Below are 19,329 nucleotides of genomic sequence, written 5' to 3'. Positions count from 1 at the left end.
AATGCAAAACCCTCCCGCAACACCGCTCTTTGGCGCTGCCATTGCCGGCAGCCTGCCCAAACCCGCCTGGCTGTCTGAAACCAAAAAGCTTTGGCCGCAGTGGAAAACCGAAGGCGACGAGCTTAAGCAAGCCAAGGCCGACGCCACGCTGCTGTGGATCAAGGCGCAGGAAGACGCGGGCCTGGATGTGATTGGCGACGGCGAGCAGTCGCGCCAGCATTTTGTGCACGGCTTTCTCGAGCAGGTCGATGGCATCGACTTCGAGCACAAGGTCAAGATGGGCATACGCGACAACCGCTATGACGCCATGGTGCCGCAGGTGGTGTCGCAGCTCAAACTCAAAGGCCGTGTGCATGCCGCTGAAGCACGCTTGCTGCGGGCGCACACCACCAAAAAAATCAAGTTCACCCTGCCTGGGCCAATGACCATTGTCGACACCGTGGCCGACAAGTTCTACGGCGACAAGGTCAAGCTGGCCATGGCCTTTGCCGAGCTGCTCAACCAGGAAGCGCTGGCCCTGCAGGCCGACGGCGTGGACATCATCCAGTTTGATGAGCCTGCCTTCAATGTCTATATGAAGGAGGCCGCCGACTGGGGCGTGAAGGCGCTGGAGCGCGCGGCGCAAGACCTGACCTGCACAACCGCCGTGCACATTTGCTACGGCTACGGCATCAAGGCCAACACCGACTGGAAGGAAACCCTGGGCGAGGAATGGCGGCAGTACGAAACCGTGTTTCCGGCGCTGGCCAAAAGCACCATCCGCCAGGTCAGCCTGGAGTGCTACCACTCACATGTGCCGCCGCACCTGATGGCGTTGCTTGAGGGCAAGGATGTGATGGTCGGCGTAATCGACGTGGCCAGCGATGAAATCGAAACGCCCGAGCAGGTGGCCGACACCATCGGCAAGGCGCTCAAATACGTGCCCAGCAACCGCCTGATTCCCTGCACCAATTGCGGCCTGGCGCCCATGGACCGGGCAGTGGCGCTGAAGAAGCTGGAGGCGCTGGGCGCAGGCGCGGCGCTGGCGCGTGAGCGCTACAAATAACGCCCTGAAAACTTCCTGCAATAAACGCTTCGTTTATTCAGCCCTGATGCGCAGCAGGCAAAGCTGCGCCATCTCATCGGCCCACGCGGCGGCTTCGGCTTCATTCAGCCCAAGCAGCAAGCCGTAGCGGCGCCCGCCCCACACCGACAGGTGCATGGCCTGAATCGCCGCGGGTGAAGGCTTGCGGGGCAGGTCGGTGCAGGCTTCAAAGACCCGCGTCCAGGCGGCCAGCAATTCCTCATGCACACGCCGGTGGTGCTTGCCTTCCGCAATGTCTGACTCCATCGCCAGCATGCCGGCGTCAAACCAGGGCAACTCGGGTGTGTTCACGCCGCAGGCCAGGCGTATGAGGGCGCGCAGCCTTTGTTCGGCGCTCAGCCCCGCCGGCGCTACTGCCTGCTCTTCAACGGCCTTTAGCAATTGCTCCATGCAATGCCGCACGTAGCCCGACAGCAGTGCGGCCTTGTTGGGGAAGTAGTCATACAGCGTGCCGACCGAGACACCGGTTTCGAGTGCCACCGCTCGCGTGCTCACGCCCGCCCAGCCGTCACGCCGCCAAATCCGAACAAAGGCGTCGTAAATCGCCTGCACGGTGAACACCGCCCGTGCCTGGGTGGGGCGTTTCAGGGGCTTGGCGGCCGCTGCGGCCGGCGCTGCGGCGGCTTGCGGTTTTCCGAACCCGGGAGTAGGGCGGCGGCTATACATTGATTGCTACTTGCTGAAGGAAAGACGCCATGAATAAACCCGCTACGTTGAAGCGACTGCTCACACGCAAAAATGCATTGAATCACACCCGGGTAGACGAACAAAAGCCCGCAGGTGACATGCCGGGTACCCCCGGCGAGGCCATTCTGAAAATCCGCCGCGTGGCCGTCACCACCAACAACATCACCTACGCCGCCTTTGGCGAGGCCATGCAGTACTGGGATTTCTTTCCGACCGGCGAGGCTGATTGGGGCCACATGCCGGTCTGGGGTTTTGCCGATGTCGAAAGCTCCGGCGTGCCGGGTGTGGAAGTGGGCGAACGCTTTTACGGCTACTTTCCTATCGCCAGCCACCTGCGTGTGCAGCCCGAGCGCGTGACGGAGCGCGGCTTTTACGACGGTGCCGCGCACCGCAAAACGCTGACCTCGGCCTACAACCAGTACATGCGCTGCAGCGCCGATGCCGCCTACCGCGCCGAAGACGAGAACTACCAGATGCTGGTGCGCCCGCTTTTCATCACGTCGTTCATGCTGGCTGATTTTCTGCAAGACAACGCCTTCTTTGGCGCGGTGCAGATGGTGGTGTCCAGCGCGTCCAGCAAAACCGCTTACGGCACGGCGTTTTGCCTGGAGGCGTATCCGCACATCAAGCGGATCGCGCTGACCTCGGCGCGTAACAAGGGCTTTGTTGAAGGGCTGGGTTGTTACGCCGAGGTAGTGGGCTACGAAGACCTGACGAAAATCGACCGCAGCCAACCCACGATGTATGTGGACTTCTCAGGCGATGAAAGCCTGCGCATGGCGGTGCATAAACATTTCGGCGAATCGCTGGTGTATGACTGCTACGCCGGTTCGGCGCAGAACACGCAATTTTTGCGGCCGCTCGACATGCCCGGCCCCGAGCCCAAGTTTTACTTCGCGCCGGTGCAGATCAAAAAGCGCAATGCCGACTGGGGCCATGCCGTGGTCAACCAGCGTTTTAACGAAGCGCAACTGGCTTTTATCCGCCGCGTGAGTGACGCGAAAGACCCCTGGATGCAGGTGCGTGAGCACCGCGGCTTTGCGGCGGCGCAAACCCTGATCGACGACATGCACGGCGGGCGCATCGACCCGCAGCGGGGGCATGTGGTGGTGCTGGACTGAACCTGGGCGCAAATCTGGACGGTATGCGGGGCTGTGGTGTACGCTGGCAGCATGAGCAAAGACCCCACGCTTCCCCATCACCCGCACGACCACGACCATTCCCACGGGCCGGGGCACACACACCCTCATGCCCACGGTCAGGTCGACCCGCCGTGGAAGCACGACGGCGTGCGCGTAATCGCCGGCAATCAGCTCGACAGCAACACGGCCCAAACGCCGGGCATGGACAGGCGGGCCGCCATCAACTTTGCCCGCGTGGGCGCGCAAAAGCTGTGGGCCGGCACGGTGACTATTCACGCCGACGCCAAGACCGGTGCGCACCACCACGGCCACCTGGAAAGCGTGATCTATGTGATACGGGGCAAGGCCCGCATGCGCTGGGGCGAGCACCTTGAGTTCACTGCCGAAGCCGGGCCGGGCGACTTTATTTATGTGCCGCCGTATGTGCCGCACCAGGAAATCAACGCCAGCCCCACCGAGGTACTGGAGTGCGTGTTGTGCCGCAGCGACGGCGAGGCGGTCGCCGTGAACCTGGACATCGAACCGGTTGAAAAGCCCGACACCGTGCTGTGGGTGGACCCAACCCACCCCCACGGCGGCGTCTGAAGAACACGAAAGAGGCGCAAAAGAGGCGCAAAAGAGGCCAAAGGGGCGTGTAAAGACGCGGTGAAAGCCTGGTGAGCGCCAGATAAAGGGCTCTGTAAACGCGAAAAACCGCACGATTTGCAATGTGTGCGGAAAGCTTTCCTTACGAATGTCACGTCGTCCTACACGATGTATCCCATGGCGTGGTTACAACTGGGTCTCACACAGAAGGAGATCCATCATGGATACCAACAATCAAGTTGTTCCCGGTTCAACCACTCAACCGGCCCAACCCGGCTTCAGCCAGCGCATGCAGCACAGCAAGGCGCTCGTCGCCATCGTGGCGGTGCTGGGCGTGACTGTTCTGGCGCTGGCCGCCGCGCTGGTCGTCAATACCTCAGGCGCCCAACCCGGCACGCCCCAGCAGCTTGCTGAAACTGAAAAAACACAAGTCGCCAAACTGGCCCCCGACACCGTGAAACAACCGGCCCCTGCAAAGGCCACGACCAGCCATACCGGCGCCGCCCCTGTAGTGGCGCAGTCGTCCCGCGCCAATGTGTGCGCAAGCTGCGGCACGGTTGAAGCCGTCACCCCCGTGCAGCGCCAGGGCAAAGTCAACGGCGTGGACGTTGGTGGCACCACCATTGGCCTGGGCACCGTGGCTGGCGGCGTTGTGGGCGGCCTGCTGGGCAACCAGGTAGGCGGCGGCAACGGCAAGACGGCCATGACCGTGCTCGGCGTGGCCGGCGGCGCGTTTGCCGGCAACCAGATCGAAAAGAACATGAAGAAGGTCACCGTGTATGAAATCCGCGTCCGCATGGACGACGGCTCAACGCGCAATATGGAGCTCTCCAGCTCGGTGCCTGTGGGCTCGAAGGTGATTGTTGAAGGCAAGAACCTGCGTCTGGCTTGAAGTAGCCCCCACGCTTTTCACTTCGTGTAATGCGCTGCCCCCCGAGGGGGCGCTGCGCCTGCGGCCCGGCAAAGCCGGTTCCGCGGCCCCTGCTGGTATGGGGAACGACCCCGTTCGCGGCCCACAACAAAAATGAAGGAAGGAACCCCCATGAAAACTCTTAAAACTCCCTTGATTGCGGCTGGCCTTGTTGCGCTGTCCGCTCTGTGGTCCGGCGCGGCAATGGCCACCGGGCCTTATGCCAACGCCACCGTTGAAGGCGCGCTGACGCCGGGTGTCTACGGCCGCATTGAAATCGGCAATGCGCCGCCTCCGCCGCTGATCTACGCGCAGCCTGTCATCATCCAGCGCCCGGCGGTGGTGGTGCAGCAGCCGCCCATGTATTTGCATGTGCCGCCCGGTCATGCCAAAAAGTGGTCCAAGCATTGCGCCAAATACAACGCCTGCGGCCAGCCGGTGTACTTTGTGAAGGTCAACGGCGACGATGAATTCGAACGCGGCAAACACAAGCACAAGCAAAAACACGAGCACAAGCACAAGGAAAAACACGGCAAGGGCCACGACTGACGCTGCGGGAATGTAGCGTGCCCACAAAAGCGCCGGTGCCTGTCACCGGCGTTTTTTTTGGGCGTCATGCGTCCCGGGAAAACCTGATAAACCCCCGTGCCGGCCGGGGCCTGTGCACAGAGGTAGCATGGAGTCCTGATTCTTCCTTCCCCGATTAACCGATCAACCGATCGATCCACACCCGCAGCCTCAACATCCACGTTGAGCAGAAAGAAAGACCCATGAAAGCCATCTGGAACGGCGCAGTGATTGCGCAAAGCGACGACACCGTGGTGGTCGAAGGCAACCACTACTTCCCCGAAAGCTCGCTCAACCGCGACTACGTGACCTTCAGCAACCACCACACCATGTGCTCATGGAAAGGCCAGGCCAGCTACTACTCGCTGCTGGTTAACGGTGAAATGAATACCGACGCCGCCTGGTATTACCCCGACCCCAAACCCGAAGCCGACAACATCAAAGGCCATATCGCGTTCTGGAAGGGCGTGAAGATCGAGCCCTGAAACCGGGGCTCTGAGAGGTGCTTCCCGGGGCTGCGGGTTTACCCTTTGGTTTTGCAAAGAGGGTGTCTGGAAAATGTCTTAACTGATATGTATACTTATTAAAATTAGCCCAGCCCGGACCCTCTGAAACCGCACCTACAGGAAACACCATGACACTTGCCGCAGCCGATCCAGCCCTCATTGAAAAGTTGGTGATTGCCAACCGTATCCTGTACGACCAGGGCGTTGTCGACGGTTTCGGCCACGTGAGCGTGCGGCACGACAAGTCGCCCGACCATTTCCTGTTGTCTTGCAACCGTGCGCCGGGCCTGGTCAAGAAGGCAGACATCCTGACCTATGACCTCAACGGCGACCTGGTGGGCGAGTCCACACTGCGCTCTTACCTGGAGCGTTTTATCCACGGCGAAATCTACCGCGCCCGTCCCGACGTGATGGCGGTGGTGCACAGCCATTCGCCCAGCGTGATTCCCTTCGGCGTGACCGGCCAGCGCCTGCGCCCCATCTTTCACATGAGCGGTTTCCTGGGCAGCGGCTCGTCGCTCTATGAAATCCGCGAAAACAGCGGCAACACCGACCTGCTGATCCGTGACATGGGCCTGGGCAAAGACCTGGCCAAAGCGCTGGGCCAGCACACCTGCGTGCTGATGCGCGGCCACGGCTCGACCGTGGTGGCGCCTTCGCTGGAGCGCGCTGTGTACCGCGCCGTGTACGCGGAAGAAAACGCCAAACTGCAGCTCACCGCCAACGCGCTGGGCCCGATTGAATTCCTGACGCCTGAAGAAGCCGACAAGGCCATGAACACCAACGAAGGCCAGGTCATGCGGCCCTGGGAGCTCTGGAGCCGCAGCATCGGGGCGGTAGAGTAAGCCCCTTATTCCTGTAACGCGGGTCACCACTGAAAAGGCAACCATGAAATTTCCCAAACTCCTGGCCCTGGCGGCCGTGATGTCCCTGAGCTGCCTGAGCGCCACGCAGGCGCTGGCACAGGCTTACCCTTCCCGCGCCGTGCGCATCATCGTGCCCTACGGCACGGGCGGCGGCTCCGACATCCTGGCGCGCCAGATCGGCGCACGCCTGCAGGCCATCTGGGGCCAGGGTGTGGCGGTCGACAACCGCGCGGGCGCCTCCGGCAACATCGGCACTGAAGCGGTGGTGCACGCCCCGGCCGACGGCTACACGCTGCTGCTGCAAAACAGCACCATGGTCGTCAACCCGGCCGTCAACGGCAAGCTGAACTACGACCCCGAAAAAGACCTGACGCCCATCATGCTGCTGGGCCTCACGCCGATCGCGCTGGTCTCGCACCAGAGCACCAACCTCAAGACGCTCAAGGAAGTGGTCGAGTATTCCAAGGCCAACCCAACGGCGCTGAACTACGGCTCCTGCGGTGTCGGCACGCCCCAGCATTTCGTGATGGAGCTGGTCAAGCAAAAATCCGGCATCAACGCCACCAACGTGGGCTACAAGGGCTGCGCGCCCGCCCTGACCGACGTGGTGGGCGGCCAGGTGCAACTGGCCATCCTCAGCGCCAACCTCGCCGCGCCGCACCTCAAGACCGGCAAGCTCAACGCCATCGGCGTGTCCACCGCCACGCGTTACCAGCTGATGCCGCAGGTGCCCACGTTTGAAGAGCAGGGCTTGAAGCCGCTGGACTTCTCCATCTGGTACGCGCTCATGGGCCCGGCCAAGATGAAGCCTGAAGTCGTCGCCAAAATTTATGCCGACGTGCAAAAAGTGCTGGCCGAGGCAGCCGTGAAAGAAAACCTTTCCGGCGCGGGCGTTGAGCCGCTTGCCGGCAACGGCGCGGCCCTCTCCAAGCTGATCAAGGTCGATCTGGCGCGCTATGCCCAGCTGGCCAAGTCGGCCAACATCAAGGCTGAATAAAGCCTGCTGCCCCGCGCCTGCGCGCGGGGCTCCCCGGGGCTTTTCGGGTAGCCCACGCGGCCTTGTCTGACGCACCCCTCGGGCTCTATCCCTTATAAATGATGCATGGTGACGCCCCGCCGGGGGCTGCCATGGCCGGCATTTGACCCGCCAAGGGCCGGTGCCGCAGAATCTGTCCATGGCTTTCAAGGAGATTCCATCATGTACAAGCACATCCTGGTTCCGGTAGACGGCTCAGACACCGCGCGCAAAGCCATAGGCAATGCGGTGGCGGTTGCGCAGGCTTTCAAGAGCGAGGTGACGGTCATCTACGTCATAGACCCCTACGCTTTCACCGGGGTGGGCACTGACTTTGCCTACGGCCAGGCCGAATACCTGGGCGCTGCCACGGCCGAAGCCAACGAGGCCATCAAGGCCGCCAAAGAAGCTTTCCAGGCCATCGGCGTCACCGCGACCGGCTCCGTCGTGGAAGGCCATGCGATCTACCGCGGCATCCTCGACACCGCCGAGTCGGTAGGCGCTGACCTTATCGTCATGGGCTCACACGGCCGGCGCGGGCTTGAAAAGCTGGTGCTGGGCAGCGTCACGGCCCAGGTGCTGTCGCATGCCCACTTGCCGGTGCTGGTGGTTCGGGACTAAGCTGTCCCTCTCCGCGGAGTTTTCGCGGCGTTCACCGGCTACACGAAGGAGCTTCCCATGGACTTGCTGAATCATGACCTGGCGCACGAGTTTCCGGAATACCTGCCGAAAATGCGCAGCCTCAAGGTGTCGGACCCGCACTTTGCGGCCCTCTTTGCCCAGTACGACGCCGACAACCACGCCATCATCAAATACGAGCAGGGCGTGGGCGCCATCACCGACGAAGGGCTGGAAGACCTGAAAAAAAGGCGGCTCAAGGTCAAGGACGAGATTTACCAGATTCTCAAGAAGGCCTGATACCGAAATCGCCTGCAGCCCCCGAATGGAAGGCGCAGGCAGCTATCAAAAAAGTAGCGGCGGCAGCCGCGGCAAATCAGCCGGATGCAATGCCAGTGCGGCCTGCCGGGGCTTTTTTCATCAAACTGCCATGTTGGTGGCGTAGGCTGCACGTAGACCGGCTTTCGGTTCCTGCAGGAGAAACCCTTGGATTCAAGCGACGAAGAACTGATGCGGCGTATCCGCAATGACCTGATCGACAGCTACGACGAAGAGCTGGAGATGGAACTCGAAGACCGCACCGTCGCCGAGCTGACCGGTGAAGGCGACGAGCGCAGCGCGCAAGACGAGATCAAAGACAAGGAATACCGCCGCCAGTATTTCCGCGAGCTGTTCCGCCTGCAGGCCGAGCTGGTGAAGCTGCAGGACTGGGTGGTCGCCACCGGCCACAAGGTCGTCATCCTCTTTGAAGGGCGCGACGCAGCAGGCAAGGGCGGCGTCATCAAACGCATCACCCAGCGGCTCAACCCGCGCGTGTGCCGCGTGGCCGCACTGCCGGCGCCTAACGACCGCGAACGCACGCAGTGGTACTTCCAGCGTTATGTGTCGCACCTGCCCGCCGCCGGCGAGATCGTGCTGTTTGACCGCAGCTGGTACAACCGCGCCGGCGTTGAGCGCGTCATGGGCTTTTGCACCGACGAGCAGTACGAAGAATTTTTCCGCACCGTGCCTGAATTTGAAAAGATGCTGGGCCGCTCCGGCATCCAGCTCATCAAGTACTGGTTCTCCATCTCCGACGAAGAGCAGCACCTGCGCTTCCTCGGCCGCATCCACGACCCGCTCAAGCAGTGGAAGCTCAGCCCCATGGACCTAGAGTCACGCCGGCGCTGGGAGGAATACACCAAGGCCAAGGAAATCATGCTCGAGCGCACGCATATCCCCGAAGCGCCTTGGTGGGTGGTGCAGGCCGTCGACAAGAAAAAGGCCCGCCTCAATTGCATCCACCATTTGCTCGAGCAAATGCCGTATCAGGAAACCGAGCACCCGGCCATCGTGCTGCCTGATCGTGTGCGCCATGAAGACTATGTGCGCAACCCGGTGCCGCAGAACATCGTCGTGCCCGAGATTTATTGAACACCCCCGTCCGGGCTCACTTCGTGTAGCCCGTTCCCCCCTTGCAGGGGGCGAGGCCTGCGGCCCGGCGAAGCCGGTTCCGCGGCCTCTGCTGGTGGAAGACCTCGGGGCTAGTCTCTGACGTCGGCTACTGGGTTGGCGCCGAAGTCTGGGCGCGCCAGGAAAGCCAGGATGCGCGCCGCTGCATCTTCGGGCGAGGTCAACGATCCGCCTGTCTTAAGCCCCACAAACGAATCCCGATCCGGAAACGCTTTCGGGTCGGCCGCGCGCAGTTGCTCCTGCATGCCGGTGTCGATCACGCCGGGCGCGAGTGAGCAAACCTTGGCGCCATGGGGCTTCAGCGCTTCTTCCAGCGCCAGGCAGCGCGTGAAGTGATCCATGCCGGCCTTGGCCGCGCAGTAGGCCGCTTGCGAAGCCATCGCGCGGCGGCCCAGGCCGGACGAAATATTGAGCACCCTGCGCGGCGCCTGCCAGCCATCGGTGGCGCGCAAAAAGGCGGCGGTGATTTGCATGGGTGCTTCCAGCCCGACGCGCAACGCCCGCGCAAGGTCGTCTTCACCAATCTGGTCCAGTGAGCCGATCTGTGGGATCACGCCCGCGTTGTTGATCAGCGTCACGCTGGCCCACGGCGCCTTGGCCTGCGAATCCTTCAGCCAGTGTTCGAGCTTGTCATTCAGTGAGCCGCTGTCCGAAAGATCGTGCTCCCATTGCAGCACGTTTGCGCCCACATGCCGCGCATGTTCGTCCAACTCGGGCACGGCAGTGCGCGAAATGCCAAGCACCGTGTGGCCGGCGGTGAGCAACTGACGCGCCATGGAAAAGCCCATGCCGCGCGAGGCGCCTGTGATGAGGGTGAGGTGAGTGGTTTGTATCATGGGTGCATGGTAAACGCATCAAATTTCAACGGCATTCAACTATGAAAACAATCGCTGTTTCATACAAGCAGCTTTACGAGATCATTTCTGCTCTGGAGTTGAAGCTGAAGTTGTCTCTGGCTGAAGCCAATGACAGATCAATCTTGACAGAAGATGAGATCGCCGACATGAGTAACGACATAGCTTTCCTGGAAGTTATTCTTGCGGATCTCAAGAGTACCTTTGAGCGGTGGCAAACTTTGCCCAGCACAAGAGACTAATTGCGGCTGCCTGCCATATGTCCACACCTTCTGAGAAGAGGGGGCTCATAACGCGGGAACTACTCCTGATTACCGAAGCCGCAAACACCTGCCTCACATAAACCGACTGAAAAGTGAATAAGCTCCGAGCCGCTTTAATTCTATGGGGACCTTTTGCCGCGTCTTCAATACTCACCGCCGTGGTCTACGAGGCGCTTTGGTCAAGCCATTGGTACTATCACTACTTATCTTTGCTTTGCATTGTGAGCGTTGCTGTTGCGGGAATCATCCTCCTCCAAACCGGCATGAAACGTGGGCCAATAGTGATGGTTGGTCTGGGCTTGCTATGCGGCCAGTTCTGGTGCGTGAAGCGATTGATGACGCTGGCACTGTGGAGCTTCGGGGCGCATGCACCATAGATGTCAGATTTCGTTGAGGGCGGACGCAAGGAGTATTTGCCTTGTGTGTCAAGAAGGTGGCCCAGGTAGCTGATCGTTTGGAAGGCTGACGACTAATGGGTGAGGATAAAAAGATGAGTGATTCGCCGAAGTGGGGATGGGGAACCTGGTTGGTCATTGATATCGTTGTCGGAATAGGGGTCGTCATCTTGATGGCAATCTTTTCATGAGAGATGGCGATCAAAATGATGTTGCTCAGTTGTCGGTCATTGATAGAAATCTCGCGATATGCCTCCCCGCAATCCAACGTAGAAAAAATGAATAAGCCTGGTTTAGACCGCAACCATCAAGTCGTCAAGCAGGGGGATTGGGTTCGTCTCCTGGCCATTCGTCCCTCCATACTCCAAAGACTCGCGGAGGAAGCGCTTGCTGATGTGTCATCGATGCTTGGAAAGACGGTCGAGGTGTTTGACGTTTACGATGATGGACTGGTCTGGGTCAGCCTGACTTGGGTTCGGTCAGACGGAACTTCGGAAATACATTCCATTGCTGTTGATCCGGAGGCGATTGAGCTCGCTCCTCGGTGAATGGGTGTCAGAGTTGGACGAAAAGCAATGATTGATGTTCTGGTTCAAGCTGTCGATGAGTCCATCGCGAGGGTCAAAAAATCAGGCTGGCGTGAATTGAGTGCGCAAGATGGGTTGATCATTGTTGGCGCCGTGTTGCTCTTAGGTGCTGCAGCTGTCGTGGCGATCGGGTTGTTCTTTATGTGAAACTTATGGGCCAAGGCGTGGCTTCCGTGAGGCAGGTCGCGATAGAGATTGCTGGTCCAACTCAGTCCATTGCAGTGGCATTCAACAATAAGCAGGTATGTCTACCTATCAAAGACTCCAGGCAGTGGCCGTTTTGTATGCGGCCTTCATGTTGATTTTTTCAATTCTTCAGGGAGTCATTCCCGGGTTTGACTTTATTGACGTCTGGGTCCATTCCGTTGCCTTGCAGTTGCTATTTTTTGGGGTTTTTTGGCTCCTGGTTCCCATGCTGGGCAAGGCTTTGGAAGGGACGCGCAAGAAGTGATCAAGGTTTGTTGAATTGCACCGAACCCTGCTACATCGCTAATAAAAAATATGGTTGAACTGACAACTGTCTCTGGACTGGTGGCTTTGCAGCGTCGGCTGGTCGAGCGTCTTTTATCGTTGCATCCTGAATTTTCCAGGAACAGATCTTTAGTGGGTACTCCGTTTAAGGTGGAGCTCTCTGTAGATGGCCAGATGTGGGATGGCCTCAGACATGGCGTTGGCGTGATGTTCCGGCGTCGAAGCCCGGAACCGAACCTGGTTGTTGATGTGCACGTCGACATAGAGAACCCCAATCGTCTTGATGCCTGGCGCTTGCAGCAGTATGTTGAATCGATAGGTGGCGAGCTGACATTTACTGAAGCCGAGGCGGCGCTGAGAAATGGGATGGAAGCGGGCGTTTTGATTGCCCTTGGGGACGGAGGCTATGAATCTCAAAAAGGAGTTGGAGAAACCATGGCTGACGTGAAGTACCCGGAAATGCGGACTGAACTGATCCAGCATTTGCAAGCACTTTCCGATGTTGAATACCAACAAAGGGTCTGGGTTCTTGGAGAGTCGGACGGAGCAACGGAGCACGACGAGTTTGACTATGCTGTTCACTATATCTATGACGACACCCGGCTGGCCACGGACCCGGCATCAACTATAGGAACGATACTGCGCAGCGATGAGGAGGCCGGCACGGTGTCAAAGCTGGTGGATGCGATAGACATGATTTTTCAGAAGTATGGAACGAAGCTGTCTGACGCTGAATACATTCAACTCCCTGAGTGGGATGCCGTATTGAAGGCGGCCAAAGAGGCGGCCAGCTTGATTCAATAAACGGGACGACAGGCGGGCAACGGTGTGGCCGGCGGTTCAATGACGCCTTCAATCAAAAACTAATTCTCGTGAGTCGCCTTCTTCACCTTTTCTGGTTCTCTTTCGACAGCCTCCCGCCTTTTTCCGTGTTGGCGGCAGGCTGTGGCGTCACGGCGTATAGCCATGACGATGCGCTTCATCTACTCAAAGAGCGCGTCTTCAATCAAGCGTTGCCCGCCTGCTCGGTCATTGAAGACATCGATGTTCGTACGCTGGATGAGAACCATGTGCTGCCTAACATGGGCCTCGTGACGCAACGTGGGGTGTGGTTTCCGCTGGGCTATTGAAGTGCGGCAGCGCTCATAGCCCCACGCCCGAATCAAAACCCCGATTTGCTTTCAAACGACATGGTCACGCCGCTGGCCGGATGTGTGAATCGCAGCACCGCGGCGTGCAGCAGCAGCCGCGGTGCGGCAGCCTGCACCGCTTCAGGGGCGTACATCGCATCGCCCAAAATCGGATGGCCCAATGCCTTGAGGTGCACACGCAGTTGATGTGAGCGCCCGGTGATGGGCTCAAGCTCTACGCGCGTGGTGTTGGCGGCAGCATCGTGCGAGTGCACGCGCCAGCGGGTCTGGCTGGGTTTGCCGCGTTCGGTGTTGATGATGCGCAGCGGGCGGTTTGGCCAGTCGACGATGATGGGCAGGTCTATCAAGCCCCAGCCGTTTTCATCATCTGACGGAGGCAAGTGGCCGCTCACCACCGCCACATAACGCTTGCTGACTTCACGTGTTTCAAACGACCGGCTGAGCGCGCGCTGCATGGCTGCGCCGCGGGCCATCAGCGTCAGGCCTGAGGTGGCCTGGTCGAGCCGGTGCACGATCAGCGCGTCAGGAAAGACTGCCTGCACACGGGCGCTCAGGCAGTCCTGCTTGTCTTCACCACGCCCTGGCACCGAGAGCAGGCCGGCGGGCTTGTCCAGCACCAGCAGGGATTCATCGGCGTGCAGCAGCTTTACACCCGCAATAACCGGGGTAAGCGAAGTAGCGACGACATTACCTGCGGGGTAATTGTTCTGCGGCGGGCCTGCCTTCATGATTCAGTCATCGCAACAAGTTTTAAACCAAAGGAGAAAACATCATGACTGACGCAGGTGCCATTGCCATTGCATGTGGACTGATCATCGGCCTGGGCGCTATCGGCGCCTGTATGGGTATCGGAGCGATGGGAGGGCGGTTTCTGGAGGGCGCTGTGCGCCAGCCCGAGTTGATGGAGCCGCTGCAGGTCAAGATGTTTCTGCTGGCGGGGCTGATCGATGCCAACTTCCTGATCGGAGTAGGAATCGCCATGATGCTCTTGTTCGCGAATCCTCTCTAGGACTCAAGCGGATCAAGCCTTGGGCTTGGGCGGTGGAAAGTTATGAACCGGCGGGCTGTTGCGTTTGACTTCGCGCAGCATGAAGAGGTACAGGCTTTCCACCTTCTCGCGTGCCCAGGGCGTTTTGCGTAAAAACTTCAGGCTGGAGGCGACGCTGGGGTCGCTGGTGAAGCAGCGGATGTTGATGCGCCGGCCCAGCTCTTCCCAGCCGTAGTGGTCTGAGAGGGCCGTGACGATGGCCTCGAGCTTGACGCCGTGCAGCGGATTACCCGGCTGCGCGGGAGCGCCAGCCGGGGTTTCCACAGAAAGCTTTTCAGGCAAGTCGCCGGAGTCGGCCATCAAGACTTTATTTGTCCTTGATCTTGCCGCGCGGGATCACCTGCGTGACGATGGTCGGGCGCACCGCGTCGGGCGACACCGTCTTGGGCGGCGAGGTGTCCTTCTTGGGCTTCTTGACCATCTTGTTGCTGTTTTGCTGTCCTTTTGCCATGGTTCCTCCAGTGAGTTGATAAGGTATGAATGCTGATTATCAGTGCAACTTGATGCGCGGGCGATAGGTGCGGTCCAGCATTTCAGACAGCGTGATGAGCGCCGTCTTCTTGAAGCCGCCCAGCGCCAGCTGGTGCTGCTTGTGCAGGCCCCAGTACATGAACTTGGCCAGCTGGCCTTCGATAAAAAAGCTGCCCTTGGTCAGGCTGCCCATCAGGCTGCCGACCGATGAATATTCCGACAGCGACACCAGCGAACCCTGGTCCTTGAAGACAAAGGGCGTGACGGTTTTGCCGGCGATCAGGTCGGGCAGCGAGCGCGCCAGGTACATGGCCTGCTGATAGGCGGCCTGCGCGCGCGGCGGCACCCAGGTGCCGTCGGGCTGCTGGCAGGCGGCGCAGTCGCCAAAGGCGTAAATGCTGGCGTCGCGCGTGGTTTGCAGGTTGCCGTTGACGACCAGCTGGTTGAGCTTGCTGGTCTCCAGCGCCTCGCCGCCCTCGGGCGTGCCGCCCAGGGTGCGCAAAAAGTCGGCGGCCTTCACGCCGGCGGCCCAAACGGTGATGCTGGACGAAACCACCTTGCCGCTGGCCATTTTCAGGCTGTCGGCGGTGACTTCAATCACTTTTTCATTGGTGTGAACCTCGATGGCCAGCTTGCGCAGCTCGCGCATGGCGGATTCGCTCAGGCGCTCGGGCAACTGGGCCAGCAGGCGCGGCGCCGCTTCGACCAGCACGATCTGCAGGTCTTTTTCGGGGTGAATGTGGTCAAAGCCGTAATTGGCCAGCACGCGCGCGGCGGCATGCAGCTCGGCGGCCAGCTCGACGCCGGTGGCGCCGCCGCCCACGATGGCGACGGTGAGGCGCCCGCTGCCGGCCACGCGCGGCACGGTCTGCGCCCGTATGCAGGCGTTGATGAGGCGGTCGTTAAAGCGCTTGGCCGCCTGCGGGCTGTCGAGCTTGATGGTGTGCTCGGCCGCGCCGGGCGTGCCGAAGTCATTGGTCTGGCTGCCGACGGCAATGATCAGCGTGTCGTAGCCGAGCTGCTGGGCGGGTGTGATTTCGCGGCCGGCTTCGTCGTGGCTGGCGGCCAGTTGCAGGGTTTTGTTCTGGCGGTCTACACCGGTGAGGCTGCCCAGGCGGAACTTGAAGCCGTTCCAGCGGGCCTGCGCGAGGTATTCGATTTCTTCGGCGTGGGTGTCATAGCTGCCGGCGGCCAGCTGGTGCAGCAGCGGCTTCCAGACATGGGTGCGGGCGGCGTCGACCAGGGTGATTTCGGCCAGGCCTTTTTTGCCCATGCGCTTGCCCAGCTGCGTGGCCAGCGCGAGGCCTCCGGCGCCCCCTCCGACGATGACGATGCGGTGCATAAATCCTCCAGTGGGTTGGCTGTTGTTATGCCGCCATGTTAACTGGCGTAGCTGTCATGCCAGGCAAGGCGCGCCCTCCTTGGGCAGCCCACCCTAATAAGGGATATCAGGAGATCGCCGTCCAGCCTACACCCAGGCCCAGCGCCACACACAGGGGCGAATACACCCAGCTGTCCATGCGCGCAAAGGCAGAGCCCTTGACGCGCTTGAAAAAGCCCACCAGCCGGAAGTCGCCGACGGCGCGGGCGAACATCACCAGCGCCACGCCCGCCAGCACGGCCTGCAGCGCGCCATGCTGCACAGGCGCGCTGAACAGCCCGCCGCGCAGGCCGACGGCCGCGCCTACACTGATCAGCACTGCCGCCACCGCCAGCGTGGTGCCGCGCCGGGGGTCAAAGGCATTCGCCATTTGTGGCTTGCCCGGCTGCACCGGCAGCTGCGGCAACGCCGCCTGCAGGCCCAAACGCCCGCCCAGCGCCCAGTACACGTGCACCAGGCCGAGGAAGGTGAAGATGACAGCGACGGCCAAGGCGAGTGGGGATGCGTTCACGAGGCTCAGCCCCTGATCAGCCGGTCAGCCTCTATCCACGCGCTGACGGTCGCCGGAAACGCCGGCGAAGCCTGCCGCTCGCCCAGCGCACCGTGGGTGTCGTGGCTGCTGACGATGCCGTCTTTGCCGACAATGGCGCCCTTGGTGTAGCCCACCGCCATGCTTTGGCCCTGGCGCTCGAACTCAAAGCGCATGTAGTTCCAGCGCTCGTCCCAGCATTCCATCGAAAAGCGCAGCGTGTAGACGGTAAAAGGCTTGAGCCCACGGCGAAAGGAAATCATGCTGCCGCCCAGCATGGGCCGCCAGCCGCGCTTGAGCGCCACCGGCAAAAAACCCGCGCGGGTGAAGTACTCGATCAGCGCCAGGTCGACGATGGTCATGTAGCGGCCGTTGTTCATGTGGCCGTTCACGTCCAGGTCGTTGGGCCAGACGCGCAGCCGCATGGTGATGGTGTCGCCCATGGTGATGGCGGGCTTCATGCGCGCGCGCAGCCAGGTCCAGATCAGTCGGAAGTAGAGGTTCATAGCTTGACGGCCTTTTTGCGGCGTACAGGAGTGGGGGTATCTTCATCAACGGCTTCTGGCACAGGCCTGGGCCCGGTGCGGCGCTGGGCTTCGTACGCGGCTACCAGCGGCGCCATCAGCGGGTTGCCGGCGCCCGGGCCCGGCTCCCAGTCCAGGTCGGCCAGGGCCAGCACCTGGCCCGCCGCGTTACGTACGCGCAGCGCGGGCAGGGGCTTGCCGGTGGCGCGCTCCACGATGCGGATGGGAATGGTCTCGGGCGTTTGCAGCCAGCGGTCGCCCCACTGCATCAGCGACATCAGCACCGGCAGCAGGTCTTCGCCCATTTCCGTCAGCCGGTAGCCTTGGCGGCGGCCTTCAGCCTGCAACGGCTCCTGCATCAGCACGCCGGCCTCGACCAGCTTGGCCAGCCGGGTCGACAGCACATTGCGGGCAATGCCCAGGTGCGCGGCAAAGTCGTCAAAGCGGCGCGTGCCGAACACGACTTCGCGGATCAGCAGCAAGGTCCAGCGGTCGCCCAGCAAATCGAGCGAGCGGACGACGGAGCAGAGGGATTCGGACGGCTTGAAACGGGGCATAAGAGGCTCAAAAAGAGGAATCAAAAACTTTGAAAAACCTTGAAAGACCGTTGAAAACAGCCCCCTGGAGCGTCGGGCCTGTGGCCGAATGATAGTGAATTAAGTTTCTTTAAGCAACTTATTTGGTTCGTAAAAGAAACTAAGTGGCAAAAAAGATGGCTGAAGGCTTGCTGACGGCCTTTCAGGTCAAAAAAAGAGGAAAAAATCGGCCAAAAATGGCATCAAATCGGCATCAAATCGGCATCAAAGCCATATGGAACTAGCGCAAGCAGCTCCTGAATTAATAGCGCGAGAAGCACCCCAAAACGCCTGCAAACACCCTCAAGACACGCTCAAAACGCTCGCAGGCACCGCCGCAAGGCCCCAGAAGCATTGCGTTGACATGCCGCTGTTAAGCTTCACACCCCGCATGCCGACACACTCTTTCAAAGAACTCACCCGCCAGCGCGCCTACATGCGCATGTGGTTCGCCCGGATTTTCGGCACCACCGGCAACCAGATGTTGATGGTGGCCGTCGGCTGGCATATGTATGAGTTGACCGGCAGCGCCTGGGACCTGGGCCTGGTAGGCCTTTACCAGTTCGCGCCGGCGCTTCTGCTGACGCTGGTGGCCGGCCATGTGGCCGACCGGGTGCACCGCGGCCGCATCATCGCCGGCTGCCTTGTCACCCAGGCCACGGTGGCGATGATCCTCGTTGCCGCCACCGAAGGCTGGGGCGCCCACCACAGCTGGGCCTCGCGCGAGCTGCTGCTGGGGGTGTCCGTCATGCTGGGCGTGGCCCGCGCCTTCCAGATGCCGGCGCAGCAGGCGCTCACACCCGTGCTGGTGCCGCCCGCCATGCTGCCGCGCGCCATGGCCTTCAGTTCTGCCGGCATGCAGACTGCCGTGATTGGCGGGCCGGCGCTGGGCGGCGTGATCTTTGTCGCCGGCGCCACCGCGGTCTACGCGAGCTGCGCATTTCTTTTTGCCACAGGCTGCGTGCTGATTGCCGTGCTGCGCTACGACCACGTGCCGCCGCCGCGCGAGCCGGTGACGCTGCGCACGCTGCTGGCCGGTGTCGAGTTTGTCTGGCAACGCAAAGCCCTGCTGGGCGCCGTATCGCTCGATTTGTTTGCCGTGCTGCTGGGCGGCGCCACCGCGCTGCTGCCCATGTTTGCCAAAGACATCCTGCATGTCGGGCCCTGGGGCCTGGGCCTGCTGCGCGCCGCGCCCGCCGCCGGCGCTTTGCTGATGTCGGCGCTGCTCACCCGCTGGCCGCTGGAGCGCCGCGTCGGCCCCACCATGCTGTCGGCCGTCGCCCTTTACGGCGTCTGCATGATGGTGTTCGGCCTGTCGACCAGCTTTGTGCTGTCGCTGCTGGTGCTGGCGATTTCCGGCGGCGCCGACATGGTGAGCGTCGTCGTGCGCCAGACCCTGGTGCAGATCGAAACCCCGAATGAGATGCGCGGCCGCGTCAGCGCCGTCAACTCGGTGTTTATCGGCGCCTCCAACCAGCTGGGCGAATTCGAATCCGGCGCCACGGCTGCGCTGCTGGGGCCTGTGGGCTCGGTGGTGGCGGGCGGGGTGGGCACGTTGCTGGTGGCTGCGGCGTGGTTCAGGTTGTTTCCGTCGCTGTCGCGGCGGGACCGGATGGTCACGCCGCCTTCGGGTTCCGCGTCTTGAAGC

28 protein-coding genes are annotated in these 19,329 nt (G+C 61.2%); 19 read left to right on the top strand and 9 right to left on the bottom strand.

Annotation, left to right across the window (positions count from 1 at the left end; translation table 11 throughout):
* Window position 1 precedes the first annotated feature (1 nt).
* Complete coding sequence (locus BM408_RS04080; protein ID WP_092127075.1) at window positions 2-1,045, top strand: methionine synthase; 1,044 nt, start codon at window positions 2-4, stop codon at window positions 1,043-1,045.
* A 33-nt stretch (window positions 1,046-1,078) separates the two neighbouring features.
* Here the strand turns inward: BM408_RS04080 and BM408_RS04075 are convergent, their stop codons facing one another.
* Window positions 1,079-1,750: a TetR/AcrR family transcriptional regulator gene (locus BM408_RS04075; protein ID WP_092127073.1), complete on the bottom strand. Its 672-nt coding sequence runs from the start codon at window positions 1,748-1,750 to the stop codon at window positions 1,079-1,081.
* Window positions 1,751-1,779: 29 nt separating this feature from the next.
* Here BM408_RS04075 and BM408_RS04070 point away from each other — a divergent pair, with 29 nt between their 5' ends.
* The 10 genes from BM408_RS04070 to ppk2 all read left to right on the top strand — a co-directional run bounded on the left by BM408_RS04070 (window position 1,780) and on the right by ppk2 (window position 9,393).
* Window positions 1,780-2,892 carry a DUF2855 family protein gene (locus BM408_RS04070; protein ID WP_092127071.1) on the top strand — a complete coding sequence of 371 codons (1,113 nt, stop codon included), beginning with the start codon at window positions 1,780-1,782 and terminating at the stop codon, window positions 2,890-2,892.
* A gap of 51 nt (window positions 2,893-2,943) precedes the next feature.
* A complete protein-coding gene (locus tag BM408_RS04065) occupies window positions 2,944-3,498 on the top strand; it encodes a cupin domain-containing protein (RefSeq protein ID WP_092127069.1) in 555 nt (184 codons plus the stop codon).
* A 220-nt stretch (window positions 3,499-3,718) separates the two neighbouring features.
* Entirely contained in the window at window positions 3,719-4,390 is a 672-nt protein-coding gene (locus tag BM408_RS04060) for a glycine zipper 2TM domain-containing protein (protein ID WP_092127067.1), read from the top strand.
* Between the two features lie 150 nt (window positions 4,391-4,540).
* A complete protein-coding gene (locus tag BM408_RS04055) occupies window positions 4,541-4,957 on the top strand; it encodes a hypothetical protein (RefSeq protein WP_092127065.1) in 417 nt (138 codons plus the stop codon).
* A 221-nt stretch (window positions 4,958-5,178) separates the two neighbouring features.
* Window positions 5,179-5,460, top strand: a complete 282-nt coding sequence (locus BM408_RS04050; protein WP_092127063.1) for a DUF427 domain-containing protein — start codon at window positions 5,179-5,181, stop codon at window positions 5,458-5,460.
* A gap of 149 nt (window positions 5,461-5,609) precedes the next feature.
* Complete coding sequence (locus BM408_RS04045) at window positions 5,610-6,326, top strand: class II aldolase/adducin family protein (protein WP_092127061.1); 717 nt, start codon at window positions 5,610-5,612, stop codon at window positions 6,324-6,326.
* Window positions 6,327-6,369: 43 nt separating this feature from the next.
* Window positions 6,370-7,344, top strand: coding sequence for a Bug family tripartite tricarboxylate transporter substrate binding protein (locus BM408_RS04040; protein WP_092127059.1), 975 nt, complete (start codon window positions 6,370-6,372; stop codon window positions 7,342-7,344).
* A gap of 201 nt (window positions 7,345-7,545) precedes the next feature.
* Window positions 7,546-7,983: a universal stress protein gene (locus BM408_RS04035; protein WP_092127057.1), complete on the top strand. Its 438-nt coding sequence runs from the start codon at window positions 7,546-7,548 to the stop codon at window positions 7,981-7,983.
* A gap of 57 nt (window positions 7,984-8,040) precedes the next feature.
* Window positions 8,041-8,280: a YdcH family protein gene (locus BM408_RS04030; RefSeq protein ID WP_092127055.1), complete on the top strand. Its 240-nt coding sequence runs from the start codon at window positions 8,041-8,043 to the stop codon at window positions 8,278-8,280.
* Between the two features lie 210 nt (window positions 8,281-8,490).
* Complete coding sequence (gene ppk2, locus BM408_RS04025; RefSeq protein ID WP_092127377.1) at window positions 8,491-9,393, top strand: polyphosphate kinase 2; 903 nt, start codon at window positions 8,491-8,493, stop codon at window positions 9,391-9,393.
* Window positions 9,394-9,503: 110 nt separating this feature from the next.
* On the opposite strand, the gene BM408_RS04020 is transcribed toward ppk2, so the two are convergent.
* The gene (locus BM408_RS04020) at window positions 9,504-10,268 is read right to left on the bottom strand and encodes an SDR family NAD(P)-dependent oxidoreductase (RefSeq protein WP_175541673.1); all 765 of its coding nucleotides are present in this window, start codon (window positions 10,266-10,268) and stop codon (window positions 9,504-9,506) included.
* A 41-nt stretch (window positions 10,269-10,309) separates the two neighbouring features.
* Here BM408_RS04020 and BM408_RS04015 point away from each other — a divergent pair, with 41 nt between their 5' ends.
* The 6 genes from BM408_RS04015 to BM408_RS22655 all read left to right on the top strand — a co-directional run bounded on the left by BM408_RS04015 (window position 10,310) and on the right by BM408_RS22655 (window position 13,132).
* Window positions 10,310-10,528, top strand: a complete 219-nt coding sequence (locus tag BM408_RS04015) for a hypothetical protein (RefSeq protein ID WP_092127053.1) — start codon at window positions 10,310-10,312, stop codon at window positions 10,526-10,528.
* A 610-nt stretch (window positions 10,529-11,138) separates the two neighbouring features.
* Window positions 11,139-11,492 (top strand): hypothetical protein, encoded by a 354-nt coding sequence (locus BM408_RS04010; RefSeq protein WP_092127051.1) that lies wholly within the window; start codon window positions 11,139-11,141, stop codon window positions 11,490-11,492.
* Between the two features lie 27 nt (window positions 11,493-11,519).
* Window positions 11,520-11,678 (top strand): hypothetical protein, encoded by a 159-nt coding sequence (locus tag BM408_RS22885; RefSeq protein ID WP_175541672.1) that lies wholly within the window; start codon window positions 11,520-11,522, stop codon window positions 11,676-11,678.
* 97 nt (window positions 11,679-11,775) lie between these two features.
* Complete coding sequence (locus BM408_RS04005) at window positions 11,776-11,982, top strand: hypothetical protein (RefSeq protein WP_092127049.1); 207 nt, start codon at window positions 11,776-11,778, stop codon at window positions 11,980-11,982.
* A 50-nt stretch (window positions 11,983-12,032) separates the two neighbouring features.
* Window positions 12,033-12,806 (top strand): SCO4402 family protein, encoded by a 774-nt coding sequence (locus BM408_RS04000; RefSeq protein ID WP_139237298.1) that lies wholly within the window; start codon window positions 12,033-12,035, stop codon window positions 12,804-12,806.
* A gap of 68 nt (window positions 12,807-12,874) precedes the next feature.
* The gene (locus tag BM408_RS22655; protein WP_139237297.1) at window positions 12,875-13,132 is read left to right on the top strand and encodes a hypothetical protein; all 258 of its coding nucleotides are present in this window, start codon (window positions 12,875-12,877) and stop codon (window positions 13,130-13,132) included.
* Window positions 13,133-13,164: 32 nt separating this feature from the next.
* Here BM408_RS22655 and BM408_RS03995 read toward each other — a convergent pair whose 3' ends face one another.
* Complete coding sequence (locus BM408_RS03995) at window positions 13,165-13,881, bottom strand: pseudouridine synthase (RefSeq protein ID WP_092127045.1); 717 nt, start codon at window positions 13,879-13,881, stop codon at window positions 13,165-13,167.
* Window positions 13,882-13,925: 44 nt separating this feature from the next.
* Here BM408_RS03995 and atpE point away from each other — a divergent pair, with 44 nt between their 5' ends.
* The gene (gene atpE / locus BM408_RS03990; protein ID WP_092127043.1) at window positions 13,926-14,162 is read left to right on the top strand and encodes a F0F1 ATP synthase subunit C; all 237 of its coding nucleotides are present in this window, start codon (window positions 13,926-13,928) and stop codon (window positions 14,160-14,162) included.
* Between the two features lie 12 nt (window positions 14,163-14,174).
* Here atpE and BM408_RS03985 read toward each other — a convergent pair whose 3' ends face one another.
* The 6 genes from BM408_RS03985 to BM408_RS03965 form a co-directional block, all read right to left on the bottom strand.
* Complete coding sequence (locus tag BM408_RS03985) at window positions 14,175-14,501, bottom strand: VF530 family protein (RefSeq protein WP_092127041.1); 327 nt, start codon at window positions 14,499-14,501, stop codon at window positions 14,175-14,177.
* A gap of 7 nt (window positions 14,502-14,508) precedes the next feature.
* Complete coding sequence (locus tag BM408_RS22880) at window positions 14,509-14,652, bottom strand: hypothetical protein (protein ID WP_175541671.1); 144 nt, start codon at window positions 14,650-14,652, stop codon at window positions 14,509-14,511.
* 39 nt (window positions 14,653-14,691) lie between these two features.
* Complete coding sequence (locus BM408_RS03980) at window positions 14,692-16,014, bottom strand: NAD(P)/FAD-dependent oxidoreductase (RefSeq protein ID WP_092127039.1); 1,323 nt, start codon at window positions 16,012-16,014, stop codon at window positions 14,692-14,694.
* Window positions 16,015-16,120: 106 nt separating this feature from the next.
* Entirely contained in the window at window positions 16,121-16,564 is a 444-nt protein-coding gene (locus tag BM408_RS03975; RefSeq protein WP_254774696.1) for a DUF3995 domain-containing protein, read from the bottom strand.
* A 5-nt stretch (window positions 16,565-16,569) separates the two neighbouring features.
* Window positions 16,570-17,088 (bottom strand): thioesterase family protein, encoded by a 519-nt coding sequence (locus BM408_RS03970; protein ID WP_092127035.1) that lies wholly within the window; start codon window positions 17,086-17,088, stop codon window positions 16,570-16,572.
* Entirely contained in the window at window positions 17,085-17,663 is a 579-nt protein-coding gene (locus BM408_RS03965) for a winged helix-turn-helix transcriptional regulator (RefSeq protein ID WP_092127033.1), read from the bottom strand. The genes BM408_RS03970 and BM408_RS03965 overlap by 4 nt, the downstream gene beginning before the upstream one ends.
* A 409-nt stretch (window positions 17,664-18,072) precedes the next feature.
* Here BM408_RS03965 and BM408_RS03960 point away from each other — a divergent pair, with 409 nt between their 5' ends.
* Window positions 18,073-19,326 carry an MFS transporter gene (locus tag BM408_RS03960; RefSeq protein WP_175541670.1) on the top strand — a complete coding sequence of 418 codons (1,254 nt, stop codon included), beginning with the start codon at window positions 18,073-18,075 and terminating at the stop codon, window positions 19,324-19,326.
* The last annotated feature ends 3 nt before the right edge of the window (window positions 19,327-19,329 follow it).

The sequence above is a fragment of the Polaromonas sp. YR568 genome (genome assembly GCF_900116715.1).
Lineage (GTDB): Bacteria > Pseudomonadota > Gammaproteobacteria > Burkholderiales > Burkholderiaceae_C > Polaromonas.
Note: the sequence above shows the minus strand (reverse complement) of the source record. Positions and strands in the feature narration are given on the sequence as shown.

Bases quoted from the DNA above. Each gene is read 5' to 3' on its own strand.
- BM408_RS04080 (WP_092127075.1), top strand. From the start codon at position 2: ATGCAAAACCCTCCCGCAACACCGCTCTTTGGCGCTGCCATTGCCGGC.
- BM408_RS04075 (WP_092127073.1), bottom strand. From the start codon at position 1,750: ATGTATAGCCGCCGCCCTACTCCCGGGTTCGGAAAACCGCAAGCCGCC.
- BM408_RS04070 (WP_092127071.1), top strand. From the start codon at position 1,780: ATGAATAAACCCGCTACGTTGAAGCGACTGCTCACACGCAAAAATGCA.
- BM408_RS04065 (WP_092127069.1), top strand. From the start codon at position 2,944: ATGAGCAAAGACCCCACGCTTCCCCATCACCCGCACGACCACGACCAT.
- BM408_RS04060 (WP_092127067.1), top strand. From the start codon at position 3,719: ATGGATACCAACAATCAAGTTGTTCCCGGTTCAACCACTCAACCGGCC.
- BM408_RS04055 (WP_092127065.1), top strand. From the start codon at position 4,541: ATGAAAACTCTTAAAACTCCCTTGATTGCGGCTGGCCTTGTTGCGCTG.
- BM408_RS04050 (WP_092127063.1), top strand. From the start codon at position 5,179: ATGAAAGCCATCTGGAACGGCGCAGTGATTGCGCAAAGCGACGACACC.
- BM408_RS04045 (WP_092127061.1), top strand. From the start codon at position 5,610: ATGACACTTGCCGCAGCCGATCCAGCCCTCATTGAAAAGTTGGTGATT.
- BM408_RS04040 (WP_092127059.1), top strand. From the start codon at position 6,370: ATGAAATTTCCCAAACTCCTGGCCCTGGCGGCCGTGATGTCCCTGAGC.
- BM408_RS04035 (WP_092127057.1), top strand. From the start codon at position 7,546: ATGTACAAGCACATCCTGGTTCCGGTAGACGGCTCAGACACCGCGCGC.
- BM408_RS04030 (WP_092127055.1), top strand. From the start codon at position 8,041: ATGGACTTGCTGAATCATGACCTGGCGCACGAGTTTCCGGAATACCTG.
- ppk2 (WP_092127377.1), top strand. From the start codon at position 8,491: ATGCGGCGTATCCGCAATGACCTGATCGACAGCTACGACGAAGAGCTG.
- BM408_RS04020 (WP_175541673.1), bottom strand. From the start codon at position 10,268: ATGATACAAACCACTCACCTCACCCTCATCACAGGCGCCTCGCGCGGC.
- BM408_RS04015 (WP_092127053.1), top strand. From the start codon at position 10,310: ATGAAAACAATCGCTGTTTCATACAAGCAGCTTTACGAGATCATTTCT.
- BM408_RS04010 (WP_092127051.1), top strand. From the start codon at position 11,139: ATGGCGATCAAAATGATGTTGCTCAGTTGTCGGTCATTGATAGAAATC.
- BM408_RS22885 (WP_175541672.1), top strand. From the start codon at position 11,520: ATGATTGATGTTCTGGTTCAAGCTGTCGATGAGTCCATCGCGAGGGTC.
- BM408_RS04005 (WP_092127049.1), top strand. From the start codon at position 11,776: ATGTCTACCTATCAAAGACTCCAGGCAGTGGCCGTTTTGTATGCGGCC.
- BM408_RS04000 (WP_139237298.1), top strand. From the start codon at position 12,033: ATGGTTGAACTGACAACTGTCTCTGGACTGGTGGCTTTGCAGCGTCGG.
- BM408_RS03995 (WP_092127045.1), bottom strand. From the start codon at position 13,881: ATGAAGGCAGGCCCGCCGCAGAACAATTACCCCGCAGGTAATGTCGTC.
- atpE (WP_092127043.1), top strand. From the start codon at position 13,926: ATGACTGACGCAGGTGCCATTGCCATTGCATGTGGACTGATCATCGGC.
- BM408_RS03985 (WP_092127041.1), bottom strand. From the start codon at position 14,501: ATGGCCGACTCCGGCGACTTGCCTGAAAAGCTTTCTGTGGAAACCCCG.
- BM408_RS22880 (WP_175541671.1), bottom strand. From the start codon at position 14,652: ATGGCAAAAGGACAGCAAAACAGCAACAAGATGGTCAAGAAGCCCAAG.
- BM408_RS03980 (WP_092127039.1), bottom strand. From the start codon at position 16,014: ATGCACCGCATCGTCATCGTCGGAGGGGGCGCCGGAGGCCTCGCGCTG.
- BM408_RS03970 (WP_092127035.1), bottom strand. From the start codon at position 17,088: ATGAACCTCTACTTCCGACTGATCTGGACCTGGCTGCGCGCGCGCATG.
- BM408_RS03965 (WP_092127033.1), bottom strand. From the start codon at position 17,663: ATGCCCCGTTTCAAGCCGTCCGAATCCCTCTGCTCCGTCGTCCGCTCG.
- BM408_RS03960 (WP_175541670.1), top strand. From the start codon at position 18,073: ATGCCGACACACTCTTTCAAAGAACTCACCCGCCAGCGCGCCTACATG.